The 16368-nt window shown below is 52.0% G+C and carries 13 protein-coding genes; 12 read left to right on the forward strand and 1 reads right to left on the reverse strand.

Annotated elements, in window-relative coordinates:
* The first annotated feature begins 98 nt into the window (after nucleotides 1–98).
* The 4 genes from can (at nucleotide 99) to FKG94_RS24180 (ending at nucleotide 5418) form a co-directional block, all read left to right on the forward strand.
* On the forward strand, nucleotides 99–704 hold the full coding sequence (gene can, locus FKG94_RS24165; protein WP_142929523.1) for a carbonate dehydratase: 606 nt from the start codon (nucleotides 99–101) through the stop codon (nucleotides 702–704).
* A gap of 53 nt (nucleotides 705–757) precedes the next feature.
* Entirely contained in the window at nucleotides 758–1153 is a 396-nt protein-coding gene (locus tag FKG94_RS29655; RefSeq protein WP_142929524.1) for a GFA family protein, read from the forward strand.
* A gap of 573 nt (nucleotides 1154–1726) precedes the next feature.
* Entirely contained in the window at nucleotides 1727–3415 is a 1689-nt protein-coding gene (locus FKG94_RS24175) for an O-antigen ligase family protein (RefSeq protein WP_246125381.1), read from the forward strand.
* Between the two features lie 2 nt (nucleotides 3416–3417).
* Entirely contained in the window at nucleotides 3418–5418 is a 2001-nt protein-coding gene (locus FKG94_RS24180; protein WP_142929526.1) for a hypothetical protein, read from the forward strand.
* A gap of 124 nt (nucleotides 5419–5542) precedes the next feature.
* Here the strand turns inward: FKG94_RS24180 and FKG94_RS24185 are convergent, their stop codons facing one another.
* The gene (locus FKG94_RS24185; RefSeq protein ID WP_142929527.1) at nucleotides 5543–7015 is read right to left on the reverse strand and encodes a receptor L domain-containing protein; all 1473 of its coding nucleotides are present in this window, start codon (nucleotides 7013–7015) and stop codon (nucleotides 5543–5545) included.
* 876 nt (nucleotides 7016–7891) lie between these two features.
* Here FKG94_RS24185 and FKG94_RS24190 point away from each other — a divergent pair.
* The 8 genes from FKG94_RS24190 (at nucleotide 7892) to FKG94_RS24225 (ending at nucleotide 16074) form a co-directional block, all read left to right on the forward strand.
* Nucleotides 7892–8308 carry a nuclear transport factor 2 family protein gene (locus FKG94_RS24190; RefSeq protein WP_142929528.1) on the forward strand — a complete coding sequence of 139 codons (417 nt, stop codon included), beginning with the start codon at nucleotides 7892–7894 and terminating at the stop codon, nucleotides 8306–8308.
* Nucleotides 8286–8615 carry a DUF6665 family protein gene (locus tag FKG94_RS24195; RefSeq protein ID WP_142929529.1) on the forward strand — a complete coding sequence of 110 codons (330 nt, stop codon included), beginning with the start codon at nucleotides 8286–8288 and terminating at the stop codon, nucleotides 8613–8615. The genes FKG94_RS24190 and FKG94_RS24195 overlap by 23 nt, the downstream gene beginning before the upstream one ends.
* A 34-nt stretch (nucleotides 8616–8649) precedes the next feature.
* Complete coding sequence (locus tag FKG94_RS24200; protein ID WP_142929530.1) at nucleotides 8650–9132, forward strand: GNAT family N-acetyltransferase; 483 nt, start codon at nucleotides 8650–8652, stop codon at nucleotides 9130–9132.
* Entirely contained in the window at nucleotides 9125–9481 is a 357-nt protein-coding gene (locus FKG94_RS24205; protein WP_142929531.1) for a hypothetical protein, read from the forward strand. Before FKG94_RS24200 ends, FKG94_RS24205 begins: the two co-directional genes overlap by 8 nt.
* 8 nt (nucleotides 9482–9489) lie before the next feature.
* Entirely contained in the window at nucleotides 9490–9921 is a 432-nt protein-coding gene (locus FKG94_RS24210; protein ID WP_179957795.1) for a DUF1801 domain-containing protein, read from the forward strand.
* Between the two features lie 329 nt (nucleotides 9922–10250).
* The gene (locus FKG94_RS24215) at nucleotides 10251–13178 is read left to right on the forward strand and encodes an EAL domain-containing protein (RefSeq protein WP_142929532.1); all 2928 of its coding nucleotides are present in this window, start codon (nucleotides 10251–10253) and stop codon (nucleotides 13176–13178) included.
* A gap of 122 nt (nucleotides 13179–13300) precedes the next feature.
* On the forward strand, nucleotides 13301–14866 hold the full coding sequence (locus FKG94_RS24220; RefSeq protein WP_246125375.1) for an FMN-binding glutamate synthase family protein: 1566 nt from the start codon (nucleotides 13301–13303) through the stop codon (nucleotides 14864–14866).
* Entirely contained in the window at nucleotides 14863–16074 is a 1212-nt protein-coding gene (locus tag FKG94_RS24225) for a cation:proton antiporter (RefSeq protein WP_142929533.1), read from the forward strand. Before FKG94_RS24220 ends, FKG94_RS24225 begins: the two co-directional genes overlap by 4 nt.
* Nucleotides 16075–16368: the final 294 nt, after the last annotated feature.

The raw sequence follows: 16368 nt of genomic DNA on the forward strand, positions 1-16368 counted from the left end.
TCCTGTAGTTACATCGATCCCTGTCGCTAAATCGATCGCTGTAGATGAATCGACCGGTCTGTCAGTCGACAAAGACAACGATAAAGGAGTAATCCGGCTTGAAAACACTGCAACACCTGCTCGATAAAAATCGGGCCTGGGCCGATGCCATAACCGAACAAGACCCCGATTTTTTCTCCAGACTCTCTCGCCAGCAGACCCCCGAGTATTTATGGATCGGCTGCTCCGACAGCCGCGTGCCGGCCAACCAGATTGTCGATCTGCCGCCGGGCGAAGTCTTCGTACACCGCAATATCGCCAATATCGTGGCCCATACCGATTTGAACTGCCTCTCCGTTATTCAGTATGCGGTAGAAGTGTTGAAAGTGAGGCATATTATCGTCTGTGGCCACTATGGCTGCGGCGGTATCAAAACGGCGATGAGCAACGAGGACCACGGGCTTATCGACAACTGGCTGCACCAGGTCAAAGATGTGAGTCGCTTCAATGCCGAGCTTCTGGACGGCGTGCACGAGGATGAAAAAGCCGATCGGCTATGCGAGCTAAATGTCATCGAACAGGTAAAAAATGTCTGTGAGACCACCGTCGTGCAAAACGCCTGGAAAAGCGGCGTCACCCTGTCGGTGCACGGGTGGATTTACAATATTGAGAACGGTATTTTAAAAGCGCTGCAACACAGCAAAAAGTCGTGCGAACAGCTATAGAAGTAAACGGGCATGCCCGACCGCTTTGGTAGCCGCCAATTGAGGAGACACCCTTGCCAATAACCGGAGAATGCTTTTGCGGTGCCGTAAAATATCAAATTAGCGGAAAACTGTATGACGCGAGATCGTGTCATTGCTCCCGGTGCAGAAAGGCGTTCAGCGCCCAGGCATCGGCATATGCCCTGGTGGACCCGGAGCAGTTTACCTGGGTATTCGGACAGGAACTATTGACATCTTATGTGAACACACAGGGTGCGGGAAAACAGTTTTGCAGCCGGTGTGGTTCCATGCTGTGCGGCGTCTATGGTGGGAAAATCCACGGCGTGGCTCTGGGCTGTGTCGACGGCGACCCGGACGTTAGGTTAGAGCGGCATATTTTCGTCGGTTCCAAGGCGAAGTGGGAAACTATTGCTGAGGGTGTTCCGCAGTATCAGGAATTTCCGCCTTAAGAATCCCGGTGTCGCCAATCTATCGACAACATAAACAAGACTTTTAAAAAAGCCTTTAGAGCTCAAGCGGTGTTAGCATACCGATTGTTTCCTGATGATATTGCAAGCGTTTGTAATGGTGTGAGATTTGACCAGCTTGGCGAGCCATTCATTAGCATTGCGACCTGTGCCTACTTGCCTCTCTTCTGTTTCTCTGGCTGAGTAAAATCCGGAAATCACCTGCTCTCTCAATGGTAATCCCATGCCAACCAAATCGCGATAGCTTTGCCTTATAAAACTTTGGTCCGAACGGTTAGGGGTCACCTTACAGATCATTTTATATATAAATTATTACCGCAGCTATCAGCGCAACAGACCTGATCAAGAAGTGGTTAGTGTCAAGCATCAAACTGTTGTATTTGTAACTACAGCCTCTGCAAAAACCTGAGTACGTTAAAAGACATAAATTGCATTACCAACCCTTGCGCTTAACAACAATCAGCATATTTTCCAAATATAGGGTATTGTTACTCTGCTCACAGACAATCACTATAAGACTGACTTCATGTTCGAGAAACGGGTTAGCCTTTGGGGATGCTCAGACAATGGAACTATATCGCCGATTATGTCTTTAAACGGCAGTTGGGCCTGTTTGCCATTATTGGCGGACTGATGTCGACCGTTCACTTTTCAGGCGTTTACTACAGCCACGACACTCCGAAATGGTTTATCTTCGATTGCTTTACATCCCTGTATATTTTCCTGTTTTTCTTTAAAAAACAGCGCGCTCTTAAGCTGTCTCCGCTGAGCGGTTTAGTTTTTACTCTAGTGGTCCTGTCGGTGGCGAGCCTCTGGTGGGCGCCCCATACCGTCGCTGGCCTCGAGTTCATATTACGTCTCTTCAACGCCTCCCTGCTGGCCTACTGCCTGATCAACAGTTTCTCCGGTCGATCGCTCGCGAACTTATTCATTACTACCGCCTTCTGGTCAGCTTTAGTGTTTTGCCTGGTGTTTTTTCTGGAAAGATACGCCCTGCAACGCCCTTACAATGTGGGTACTTTCTCTCCTATCGGATTTATTAACAATGCCGGACATGTGTTTAATATATGGATACCCTGCCTGCTTATCTTCGCATTTCAGCATAGGCACCAGAAGGCACTGTTCTGGTCAGCCATAATTACACTACTTTTGATAGTCAGCATTCTGATGGAGGCAGGCACAAGAGGCACCATTATTGGCTTAACCCTTGGGGAGCTGATAATTTTTGCACTTATTGCCCGCAAAAGCGTTAAGCGAGCTTTGATATTTCTCTCAGTAACTACCTTGATGCTGTTGGGAATCGGCATCTATCAATTTGTTGACACAAACCAAAGTGGGCGTCTAAGTGGCAAAATCGCCGTTTTCAAAAACAGTATCTCCGCAGCCGCCGGGCAGCGCATCCAACTGTTTGAGAATACCGCATCAATGTCCAGAGAGGAGTTCTTTGGCGTAGGCGCAAACAATTTTGAATATATACATCCGAAGTATGCACTTCCAGGCACATCCCAAGCTTCACCCTTTATCAACGAGCGTCAAATACTGAGAACGCCTCACAATATTATTCTCAAGCTATACAGTGAGCTGGGACTTATTGGCGGTTCGGTTTTTGTAGCCTTTCTATCGTATATATTCTTCTCGGCGCTGGCCAATGCTGTGCGCGGAGAATATATAGACAAATGGTTGTTTGTTGCCGTTTTCGCAACCTTGTTCCACTCTCTTTTTAGTGCCGTTTTCTTGACGCCTGCAAGCCTGTTTTTTTCTACGATCTTATTTGCAACTGTTATTCGTCGATCGGGGTTTTCCGGTTTTATAGAGATACCTGTCAGAAAGCCTTTTGCAACAGCCTTTTTACTTATCCCTTTACTTTCCGGACTCCTGTTGTTTTCGGAATATTTCGCATTTCAAGGACGCCAGTATTTTGACAAGGATTTACTGGAAAAATCTTTGGTCCTCAACCCACAAAATGACCGGGCCCTGTACAACCTGTCCCAGGTCGAGCTGCGCCGGCAGCGGGACCTGGAAGCGAGCCTGGAGGCTCTGAACCGGTTTGTGGAGCTATACCCTTACCATATAGCAGGCTTGTTTTCCAAAGCGGAACGGCACTACCAACTCGGCCAGTTGGATCGCGCGCAAAACACCCTGGACAAAGTATTGAACTTTTACCCGAGTTACCAAAAAGCACGCCGGCTACAACATGAAATACAGAAACGAAAACTGCTAGCTCGTAGAACCAGAGGATATTAACCATGGAAAAGAAACGAACCTACCACCTGGCATTTTACTGTGCTTTGCTGCTGTCATTTTTCTGCACCAAAGCAATGTCGCAGGGCGTCGATATTTCCCAGTGTTACCTGGATATTGCCGTGGGCACTACAGTGACCAATACATGGGTGCAGAGCTGCACTTCGGTAAACCGCATAAACAATCAGGACCCTTACAATCCCCGTCCCGTTCCGGCAAAGTATTTCACTTTTCAACTTGACCGGGATGCCGATATCAGGGTATCCATAACCGGTGGCTTCAATCGGCATTTATTCCTGATAGAGGGCCCCACCCCCAATACGACGCCATTGCTGAGCTTCCAGGAAAGTCTTATTGAAACCTGGCTGCCCAGCGGCACCTATACTATCGAAGCGACCAGCACCAGCTTGTCTAACTTTGAATTGGAGCTGGTGTTTAACGACCTGGGTAATCCCGAGTGTGTGCAACCCCTCGAATTGGGCACCAGTATCGCCGATGGCTGGACCCCCAACTGTGAATCCCAACACCGCGATGTCTTCGACCCTTACGGTCCAAATCCGGGCGCGCCCTTCAGGGCGAAATACTTCACCTTCAGCCTGGCCGAGGCGACTGATATCAGCATCGATATCGATTCCACGGTTTCAACTTATCTTTATATACTCGACGGCACCGGCGAATTTGCCCCGCCCATTCAGGAATTCAACGGTAACTATTATGTCACTAACCTCAGCGCGGGCGACTACACCATTGAACTCACCACGGTGAGTCGCTATGCGCCGGGCCAGTTTGTTATAGACGTGCAGCCGCGCGGCCTGCAAACCGTATGTGAAAAGGAACTGGTGCCCAACAGCACAATTGTCGATGAATGGTCGGCGGGATGTCCCATTCTCTCCTGGATGCCCGATCCCAATGACCCTTACGCAGGCATCAATCCGGAACGGGCGAACTACTACACATTTTCATCACAGGAACCCCAGGACTTCAACTTTATCCGCTTGTTTGGGGACTCGGCCGTACTGCTGAATCTTTATGAAGCCGGCAATTTCAACCAGACCATTGCCTCGACACGAACAACCCACGGCTCACCCAGCAACGGTTTTGATATTCGATTGGACCCGGGCAGCTATGCGCTGGAGGTAACGGCTTACGACGAACTGGCTATCGGCCAGTACTCTTTCCGCGCCAATCGTTACAACACCAGTGCCTGCCAATCGAATATCGCCCTGGGAGATACGTTTATCCAGGGGCTAATCGCCGAGGGCTGCGACTCATTGTTCAGGTTCTACAGCGGCAACGGCGATCCCTACGGGCCGCAGCCGGGTAACTATTATGCCAAGCAATTCGCCTTCACTTTGACCGAGCCGAGGATAGTCAGAGCTTTCACATTTCTACAGTCACAGCCCTCCTACCTCTACCTGGCCAAGCAGGAGTCCCCGGCACCGCTGTTGCTCACTGAATCCTTCCCCGAAAATGACTTCGATGTCAGCCGGAGCCAGACTATCGTAAGAGAGCTGGATGCCGGCGATTATCTGCTCGAAATCACAACTCAGTACCCGCAGCGTGAATCGCGCTTCCGGCTTGATTTGGGCCAGTCGACAGTTGCCTGCGACCGTTTTATCAGGCTTTCGCAACCTCGTACAGGCACACTATCGGGTTTTGGGTCAGGGCCATGCTTATCGATGTTTAAAGCGCCCATTTTCAATAATGACCCTTACGGGCCCAATCACGGCTTACAGTATTTTTATGCACAGTCTTACACCTTCGAGGTAGATACCAGCGGCGACTACCAGATCAAGACAACCTCAACCAATCTAGAAAGTCACCTCTTCCTTGTCGAAGGCCCCAATATCTATGGCGACCCGTTGGTAGATCAAGCCCAGGTGCTAAATGGGGAAAACACTGTCAATATCTGGTTGGAGCCGGGTTACTACACCGTCGAAGTCACCAGCAAGGAGGTGCAGGATACCGGCGCTTTTGTACTCAGTGTCACACCGGCTAACCCCTAACAGGTATCGGCGCATTACCTGACACCTGGCCGGCTTTTATGTCGACCGGGCGTCGGGCTGGCACGCCGGGAAAGCGTTGGAAAAGGACCGAAACCGCTCTCCACATTGCATCAGTGAATGTCCATCACCGACACGCCTCAATGATATCCTCCGCCGAACCGGAGTTGGCGCCGTTGCCGGCAATAGTTGTCACTCCCCCAACACCCTGGTTGGTTAACAGGCTGGAGACTGCGCAGGGGTTTTGCAGACCTTTGTGATCAACAAGTGTAAAATCGCCATCGACGGTGATAACGTTCTGCAAGCCATTCAAGGTCAATAACCGGGGGTTTTTAACCAATAGCATATCTGCAGGAAGGGTGGTTAACTCACTTAGTGCGCTGATATCGTTTAACCGGTTATTGTGGCTGACAAGAAGGTAGTCACCTATATCCGCGACCTCATCCATGAACCCCAGATGCTCCAGGCTCGCATTAAATTGAATGTGTACCCAACCTCCTATACGCGTTAGCGCCTGGACAAACACTTCCTGTAAAGAAGAATTCGTCTTCAGTGTCAAATAATCACCTATCTCTGTTAACTGACCCAGCTCTATAGATTCCAAAGCCAGGTTATGGTAAGCGCTGATACCACCGGTCAGTGTGGTGAGGTTCTCGAAGCGCATACTTGTCAATGCTGAGTTGCGGCTGAGGTTGATATTCCCTTCAACGGCGGCGAGCTCCGGCAGGTCTACTGTATGCATGGAGAGATTTCTGACCATTCTGAGCGCTTTGTCGGTGACTCTACTCAAAGAATAATTTAAACCATTGGTCGAATACAGTTCCCTATTTGAGAGAATACTCAAGCCACCTACTTCCCGGAGACCAGAGAGGCCGATTAAATGACCGATGTCACCGGGTATACTCTCCTGAACTATTAACTCGCCAGTAACCTTGCAGTAATTGAAGCTATCCAACTCCGCTTGCGAGGTCAGGGTGACATCACCTTCGTAGACAGCATTGCAGCTCTTACAGTTTTCAACAATCGCAGTCACATTTTTCGTCGAGGCCGTATTATTCTCAACATAAACCGGACCCAGGCCATCGACATTGGTCCAGATGTCGGCCAGACCACAGGCGCTCTCGAGTGCTGTATTGTCTTTTACAAATATCACTTTATCTTCAAAGGCGGAACTGTATCCGGTGTTAGCCAGACCATCCAGGTTTTTCAACGATGGGTTACCGGTAATAATGACTGACCCGAGTAAACTGTTCAGTCGCAATAAGCCGTCCACATTCTGTAAAGCATCGTTATTCTGTATGACAACTCTACCGCCGTGCTTTACCGACTCGAGGTTCGACAGGCCGTCGACGCTGGTTAACGCCTGGTTATTTTGAATAGATAAGCTCCTGCCTCCAATCCGGTTAAGTTCGGACAAACCGTCGAGATTCACTATCTCACCCTCAACGCTTTCCTCGATAATCAAACTGCCTGTAACTTCCGTGTAACGAAAACTGTCTATTTCCGTTTGGGTGCTCAGCCTCAACGAACCTTCAAAGGTTTCAGCCGACAGATGTAAACTCAACAGCACTGCAGTCGTGCCCATTATTAACCTTTTCATAAAAAAACCTGTTTTTAAAGCATTTGATTTGAGCGTAAGATTCTAGATATAAGTTGTGTTGAAATATGTATTATTTTGTAACCACGGGTATTAATCAAAACCTCAACGCATTGTCGAAAAAGTTTACGCCGGAGAAATTTACATCGAGAGTTTTTGCAGAACTTAATATTGGTGACAAAAATTCGCAGCCGGACCGATGAGTCCTCCGGTGACCAACGAGGACTAACAATTTGGCTCTCCATTCCTGCTTTTTAGAATCCGTCTTTAAACAATACATTGCCGCTGCGACACGACCGCGTCCTATTCCCCAGGCGGCGGCATACCTGTAGATGGAATACGGCAGCCTTTTGACAAACCCTTTGTGCCGGAATCTCCGCGGCTTCAGAATATCTTTACCGGTGATGCCACTGCCTTCCCATAAACACACGCTGGTTTGCGTGAGGAGCGAGCGACGCCCGACTGGACGCCGTTCAAGCCTAGACTTACCCCGGCAAGGACTGCAGTTATGTTATCGCCGACCTGATATGCTAATATCAGTTCCCACAGCACACGCTACTCAGACTAGTGTCGGCCCTGAACACTGGCAGCGTTTGCACAAACTGCCAGATGTAGCGAGGCGAGTGATAAGTTGTACAGACAGTATTTTGACACCAATAGGGGTGCTATTTTTCGAAGACAAACCGATTATCAAAGCAACCGAGTGCCACCGCACTAGCTTAGCAATTGTAAAGTAGCTGTGAGTGAAGCCGTTCAGGCGGCCACTTCGAACAGCACCCGGCGAGCGGCTACATATGTTAGTGACTTATTTGGAATCGATCCGGCATATTGTATGGACCTGTGAGGTTCTATAGGGTCAATATGATCTAGGGGGAGTTCATGAAACCATCAACCACAGCGCTTATCTGCTTCACTCTATTTTCACTTTTTGGCTGTACCCATTTATCCGATGCTAACCGCTTATACAGCTCGAGCACAGAAGCCTCTCTTAATAATGACGGATTCGAACGACTTCTCAATAGAGTGGCGGATGACTGGAACCGTGGTGACGCCCGCGCAGCTGCGGATTGTTTTACACCTGACGCCGTTTATATAGAACCACCCGATCGTCAGTTGTATGAAGGCAGACAGGCACTGTTTGAGTTCTTTGGCGGCGAAGAAGGCAGAACCAGCCCGATGACAATAGCCCTTTACTGTAATATGTCACGTTATTTAAAAGAGTTGACTGCAACAACCAACACTCGGTCAACACAGAACCAAGCTGGAGCAGAAAATGCAAAAGTTCGGTCTGGATAGTCTGCGAACGGAGAAGTTAAGCGCCCTGGAACTCGAAATAGTAGAGGAACAGGCCGGCGCCCTCGGCAGGGCCGGAAAGAAACTGCGCATGTCTCTGGAAAGATATGAAAGCGCCCAAAAGAACGGAGCTACTGAGGCAGAGCAGGCCGATTTGATCAACCAAATTTCAAGCTGCGCTTGGGAGTTGCTGCTGCAAAGGGAATTCGTGGGTTTTGTCCAGGGAAATATGACGTGGATTACCAAACACTACAAGATACCGAGGGAAGCTATCCGCAATTTGGGGAAAACCATCAAGCCTGAACAGTAAAGAACTAAAGGAGGCAGATAGACAATAACTGCGAATGTATCAAAACAGCGTGGAAGAACCATTGAAAGTAGACTTGCGGCCGGTAACGAAAGATAACTACGAGAAAGTTTGCGATCTGGAGGTGCTGGAACAGCAGCGAGACTATGTGGCATGCAATATGTGGTCACTGGTTGAATCGATGTTCAACCCTCACTATCAAACACGGGCCATATATCGCGGTTCAGAACCGGTCGGCTTTCTTATGTGGGTAGCTGATGAACCGGAAAAAGTTTCCATCTGGCGGTTTATGGTTGATAAAAATTACCAGCAACAAGGTATTGGACGGCGGGCACTACAACAGGCAATCGATGAGATAAAGCAGACAAAAGCACTACAAAAAATCGAAATCTGTTACGATCCGGCAAACCCGGTAGCCAAAGGCTTCTATGCGAGTTTCGGCTTCACTGAAGTCGGCATGGATGCGGGCGGAGAGGATATGCTGGCTGTGATGCAAATAAAGGGGAGGTTGCATGAGTGATGAAAATCGTAGAGATACGGCACAGGACCTGGAGAGCAGGCGAATAGCCAGAAACTCTTCAAGACAAGCTGAAACCAATAACGCACGCATTGAAGAGCTGGAACGAAAACTAGGCAAGCTGTCTCTCATTACCGAGGCGCTATGGGAGATAGTGGCCAGCGAAGCGAACTACGGCGAACCCGAGCTTTTGCAGAAAATAGAGATGGTAGTGTCGGATCGAGAACAACGCCTTGGTAAAAAGCTGTCTTGTAGTCGCTGTAATATGCTCGTCGCCGCCAGTAAGGAGAAATGCATCTATTGTGGTGCTGCGCTTGCAGACAAAACGAGAAGCTCGCCATTTGACGAATGACCCCAGTGATGACGACGTCAATCTCCGATATCAAAAACCCACAAGTAGGTAGAAAGTTCCAATCCTATCCAAATAATATCCAGGAGGAATTGCTGCTTCTGCGCCAGCTGATATTCGAAACGGCTGCCGAAACCGAGGCAATCGGCCAAGTAGAAGAAACATTGAAGTGGGGAGAACCCAGCTACCTGGCAGACGGCGGCAGCACAATAAGGATCAATTGGAAAGCCGCTAGTCCCCATCAGTACGCCATGTACTTTCACTGCAAAACGAGGCTGGTGGAAACCTTCAGGGAATGCTACCGCGACAAATTCAACTTCGAAGGCAACCGCGCCATTTTGTTCGATGCCGGCCAGGTTATCCCGATTGCCGCCTTGAAACACTGCATTGCCATGTCACTGATGTACCACAAGGTAAAGCACTTGCCGATGCTGGGCGCATAGCCACCTGCCGCGACCAGACAGTCCCGGCGACAGTATCACCACAACTGATATTCGAGATGGGGGACTGTCAGTTGCGGATGGTTTTTGCCGGCGCATCGCTCCTCAGCTCTATCGGAATCAGCCCTTGGTTATCCTCGTGCCAAGGCAACCGACATAGCGTCCCTGGGGCCGGGGTTCACTCAGATTGGCATGGAAATGGACATTCTGTCCGACAGGAGCACAACACGGGCTGTTGACTATACTTACGCCAGGGCATTGCTTACCCTGTATACACCCAAACCAAGTATACGGCAGTGCCCGGACACTGCCTCCGATGGATATTGGCCTTGATGGGAAATTACGCGGGACGCCTGATACTCTTGGTCGGACTCTTTTCAGCATTGCCAATATTGCTGCAGGCGGCAACCGTGTGGGCGGAACCCCAGCCACTGCTGCTGGGACCGACCACCCAGCAGCTCTGGGGTGGCCGGGCAATTCGCTACACCGAAGACCCGGCCGGCGAGCTGACACTCCAGCAGGTGCGGGCGTTGACCGCCAGCGCCTGGCGCAAAAATAACGCACAGGTACCCAGCTTCGGTTTCAGTCATAGCAGCTATTGGTTCAACCTGCGATTGCATAACGACGCCGGGACCGAAACCACCGACTTTGTCCTGCTGTGTGGCTACACGGCGCTGGATGAGGTGGACTTCTACCTGATCGACAGCGGCACCGGCGAGCTGCTGGAGGCGGTACGTACCGGTGATCACCGCCCGTTTCACTCCCGCCCGATAGACCACGCCTCGTTCGCCTTTCCATTTGCGCTTGAGCCGAACCAAGGTGTCGACGTTTTCCTGCGGGTGCGCTCCGAGGGCAATATTGCCGTCCCCCTGTCGGTATGGGAGTCCTCGCAATTCTACAAATATCAAAATGTGTTCTACGCCATCTATGGTGCGGTGGCCGGCGTCATGGCAATTGTCGGTGTTTTTAACCTGTTTATTTTCTTTAGAACCGGCGAACAGCTATTCCTCCGGTTTTCCGCATTTGCCTTGGCCACAGTGCTCCTGTTCACCTCTCAAGCGGGCCTGGGTTTCCAGTTATTGTGGCCCAATGCTGTTTGGTGGAATCAAAAATGCGTCATATTTACCGTTAGCCTCATCATCTGTACACATTTGCTTTTTTCGATCAATTTCCTGGCTCTACGAGGTCGTCAGAAACAGTTATTCAACACGCTGCTGGCGGTGAGTGTAGTGATTTTCCTGAGCGCATTTTTACTACCCTACCAGGTATCATTGCGCGCCGTCCTGGCCTGCGCCATGCTGGCCAGTATACTCAGTATCTCTATCAGTATTTATCTATGGGCGAAGGGCTCCGGCACCGCCAGAATCTACACACTCGCCTGGAGCGCCTTTATACTCGGCACCTTTATCGCCGCCTCTATTCGTTTTGGTATCACTCCTTACAGCATAGTTACCGAGTTCGCCGGACTGTTCGGCGCACTGACAACTGTTATCGTGTTGTCGATGGGCATCGCCGACCGCATTAACAAAGAAAAGCAAGATCGCATCCAGGCGCAGAATCAAGCGATCCAAAACCTGGAGAAGTTCGAAATGCTATTTGAAAATTCCGTCGAAGGCATTTGTATCTCCACGCTCAGCGGCAGGCTCAGCAACGCCAATCCGGCCTTTGTTAGTATGCTCGGCTACACAAGTCTCGACGACATGCTGCAAGCGTTAAAAAATGATGCTTCAAAGATTTACAAAGACCCCGCACAACGCAACGAGTTGATAATCGAACTGCAGGCCCAGGGACGGGTGGTCAACCGTGAACTGGAGCTTGTGCACCGCGATGGCGATTGTTTTTGGGCCTCTATGTCGATGTGGATAGGCAAGCGCCACGAGCACGGCGACCACCTAATCGAAGGCGCCATGGTCGATATTACCGACCGCAAGGAATCAGAGCAGCGCCTGGCGTTCCTCGCCACTCACGATCCGCTCACCAACTTATACAACCGCCGCCTGTTCGAACAGCGCCTGGCGCAGGCACTCGAGGAATCCCACAGTTCGGAGAAAGACTACTGCGTACTTTATATGGACTTGGACCAGTTCAAGGTAGTCAACGATACCTGCGGACACAGTGCCGGCGATATTCTGTTGCGGGAATTGTCCCTGCTGATGATGAAAACCCTCGGTGAACGCGGGATTCTGGCCCGTCTCGGCGGCGACGAATTCGGCGTTATCCTGCAGGAGACCAAGCAGATGCAGGCCGTGAAAATTGCCGAGGAATTTCGAACGCTGATCCAAAACTATCGTTTCAACTTTAACGATCGGGTGTTCAATCTGGGCATCAGCATCGGCGTCGTGGCGCTCACACCGGCCAGCGAGTCTACCGAACAGATTATGATACTGGCGGACACCGCCTGCTACACCGCCAAGGACTCAGGGCGCAACCGCGTTCATGTGTATTCGGCCAATAACGTGGAACTGCAAAAGCGCCGCACTGAGATGGAGTTGGTATCGGCCATCAACCACGCCCTGGAGGCGGATCTTTTCTTTTTAAAGCGACAAGCCATCATCGAAAATAATGACACGGGTGCAGTGTTTGGTTACGAGATTCTCGTCCATATGCATGACGAACAGGGGAATATGGTCACACCCGACATATTTATCCCGGCCGCCGAGCGGTACAACCTCATGCCACAAGTCGACCGCTGGATCATCGAAAACTGTTTCCGCTGGTTGCAGCGTAACCCCCAGGACCTCAAACGCATAAAGCACTGCGCCATCAATATCAGCGGCCATTCACTGGGCGACGAAGATATGCTGGAATTTATATTGAGCAGTTTTCACAAATATCAGATACCGCCGGAAAAAATATGTTTCGAGCTGACCGAGTCGGCCGCAATACACAATCTCTCGCATACCTTGCAGCTGGTCGACGCCTTTCGGGAGCTGGGCTGCCATTTGTCACTGGACGATTTTGGCACAGGTTTTTCCTCCTACAGCTATTTAAAGCACCTGCCGGTGGACTATCTGAAAATAGACGGCGCTTTCATTGCCAATCTGGCCAAAGACCCGGTCGACTACGCCATGGTAAAATCCATCAACGACGTAGCCGCCGCCATGGGTATGAAAACCATTGCCGAATTCGTGGAAAATGACACTATTATCCGGGAGTTGCGCAGGATTGGTGTCGACTATCTACAGGGATACGGCATCGCCAAACCCCAGCTGCTCAACGACTTTAACCAGGAAGATTATTTTCGTGCCGAAGAGCATTGAGCTCCCCCCTCCAACCCTGTCTCCACGCGGTCAATCAGCCTCAATGAGGGCATGGTAACAAATGAACTTTTCGTTCAAACTGATATCGCAATGGTCATATCTAAAAATAAGAGAACTTCGCCATGTTAGATACCGATATGGATGCGCTGCAGGAATTTGCCCTGGTGTTTCTGGAAATCAGCGCCCTGCTGTTGATCTTTACGCTGGGTGTGGGCCTGCTGGTGGTGCTTTACATGTACCTGGCAGACATCACTCAAACGAAACAGGCCATCCGCCGCAACTACCCTGTCATTGGTCGTTTTCGTTACTTCTTTGAACATATCGGTGAGTTCTTCCGGCAGTATTTCTTCGCCCTGGACCGGGAGGAGTTGCCCTTTAACCGGGCACAGCGGTCCTGGGTATACCGCGCTGCCAAAAACATAGACTCTACCGTGGCTTTTGGTTCTACCCGCCCGCTCAATCAACCCGGCGATATTATTTTTCTCAACTGCCTGTTTCCGACGCTGACGGAAGACGCCACGGCACCCCGGGCAGTGACGATCGGCGAGCGCTATGCGCGCCAACCCTATACCACCGAGTCCCTGTTCAATATCTCCGGGATGAGTTTCGGCGCCCTGTCGGTGCCGGCCGTGCAGGCGCTCTCGCGCGGCGCTAAAAAAGCGGGCATCTGGATGAATACCGGTGAAGGGGCACTGTCGCCCTACCACCTGGAGGGCGGTTGCGACCTGGTGTTCCAGATCGGCACGGCCAAGTACGGTGTGCGCGACAGCGAGGGCCGGTTGTGTGACGAGCGCCTGCGCCAGGTGGCAAATCACGCCCAGGTCAAAATGTTCGAGATCAAAATGAGCCAGGGCGCCAAGCCGGGCAAAGGCGGTATCCTGCCCGGCGGCAAGGTTACACCGTTGATCGCCTCGACCCGGGGCATTCCCGAAGGGCAGGACTCCATCAGCCCGAACGGGCACCCGGAGATTCGCTGCCTCGATGACCTGCTGGATATGATCGTTCGCATCCGCGAGGTCACCGGCAAACCTGTGGGCTTCAAGGCCGTTATCGGCGGCTACGGCTGGCTCGATGAACTGTTTACCCTGATTCACCGCCGCGGTCTGCAGGATGCGCCGGATTTCATCACCATCGACAGCGCCGACGGCGGCACCGGCGCGGCGCCGCAGAGCCTGATTGATTTTATGGGACTGCCGATCAAATGCAGCCTGCCGCTGGTGGTGGACAAGTTAATCGAGTACAACCTGCGCGAGCGTATCAAGGTTATCTGCTCCGGCAAGCTGATCAACCCCTCGGACGTGGCCTGGGCCCTGTGTGCAGGCGCGGACTTCGTCACCTCGGCACGGGGTTTTATGTTTGCCTTAGGTTGCATCCAGGCCTTGCAGTGTAATAAAAACACCTGCCCCACCGGCATCACCACCCACGATCCGGACCTGCAGCGAGGGCTCGATCCCACGGACAAGTCTGAACGCGTTTATCACTTTGCCACCAATCTGTCCTACGAGGTGGGCGTTATAGCCCATTCCTGTGGAGTTAAAGAGCCCCGGCAGCTAAAACGCTACCACGCGCAAATTATCAACGAACACGGCATTCCCGAACCCATGGAGGAGCTGTTTCCGGTGCCGGTGCCCAAACCGGAGTACACCGTCGCCACAGAACAGCCGGTGGCGAGAGAATCGCGGGCATGACTATCGACATTGTGGTGGGCCAGGCACTGTTCCTGGGCCTGATGGCAATGACCGGGCTACTGCTGCAACGCCTGCTCAAACTGGACCTGACCCTCGCGTGTCTGCTGGCCGGCATCGGTTATGGCTGGCTGGTGCCGGTGATTGGGTTTGATACCGGCGTGCGCGCCCACACGCTCAAAGACCTGGTGTTTTTCGTGATTCTGCCGGTGCTGATTTTTGAGGCCGCCTGGCATATCAAGCCACACCTGCTCAAACGCTGGTTGATTCCGGCGCTGCTGTTGGCCATTCCCGGTGTACTGATCAGTTGTTTTGTCACCGCCGCCCTGGTGTATTGGGGCATTGGCCATCCGGCCGGCTTTCCCTGGATAGCGGCCCTGCTCACCGGCGCCATCCTGGCGGCCACCGACCCGGTAGCCGTGGTGGCAAAGCTCAAAGCGCTCAAAGCGCCCGAGGACTTGGGCACGCTGATCGAGGGCGAAAGCTTGTTCAATGACGCCTCGGCGGTGGTGCTGTTTGCGGTGGTGCTCGCCCTGGCGACGGGCGCCGGGGCCGAGCGGGAGCAATCGGCGCTGGTGACTTTTTTAGCCACCTTTTTCGGCGGTGCCGTCAGCGGCGCCGTCTGCGGTCTGATCGCCGCCATTGTGGTACTGCTGCTGCGGTCGGTGGCCGCCACCAGCCTGGTCTTGGTGTTCACCGCTTTCGGCAGTTTTTACCTGGCCGAGCACCTGTTGCATGTATCGGGCATTATGGCGGTGATGCTGGCGGCGATAGTGACCCGTTTTTGCCTGCGCGAGCAGACCCATACCTTCCTGGTCGGCGCCGGGATCACCTGGGACTGGCTCGGTATGTTTTTCAATGCGGTGCTGTTTGCGCTCATGGGACTGGTCATTACCTTCGAGATGTTCTCGAGCCAGTGGCTGGCAATCCTGATCGTGATTCCCGCCCTGCTGGTGGGGCGGGCGGTGGCAATAACCGTCGCCAGCCTCCTCAGCAGGCTGCTCGGCAAACCCGTGCCCGGCAACTGGCAAATCACGCTGGTATGGGGTGGGCTGCGCGGCGCTATTGCCATCGCCCTGGCGCTGTCACTGCCGTTGAGCCTGGACTACTGGTGGACCATTCAATCTATGGTTTTCGGACTGGTATTGTTTACCCTGTTGGTGCAGGGCACCACCACCGGACCGCTGATCAGGAAACTGGGGATCGCTTGAGTTGTATTCGATGGCACTAGCTGCCGGCGCCTACTTTCGCTTCAGACATCTACTTTAGTAGCGATAGAACTAAAAAGACATGCTAATTGTTCGGTCTGCCTCCGATGCGGGGTCGTGTGCGATGCGGGGTTGCGATGCGGGGTTGCGATGCGGGGTTGCGATGCGGGGTTGCGATGCGGGGTTGCGATGCGGGGTTGCGATGCGGGGTTGCGATGCGGGGTTGCGATGCGGGGTCGGGGTGCTTGAATTTTAACCAGGCCTTTTCTGGTTAAAATTCAAGCACCCCGACCCCTT

Source organism: Exilibacterium tricleocarpae (genome assembly GCF_007004655.1).
Lineage (GTDB): Bacteria > Pseudomonadota > Gammaproteobacteria > Pseudomonadales > Cellvibrionaceae > Exilibacterium > Exilibacterium tricleocarpae.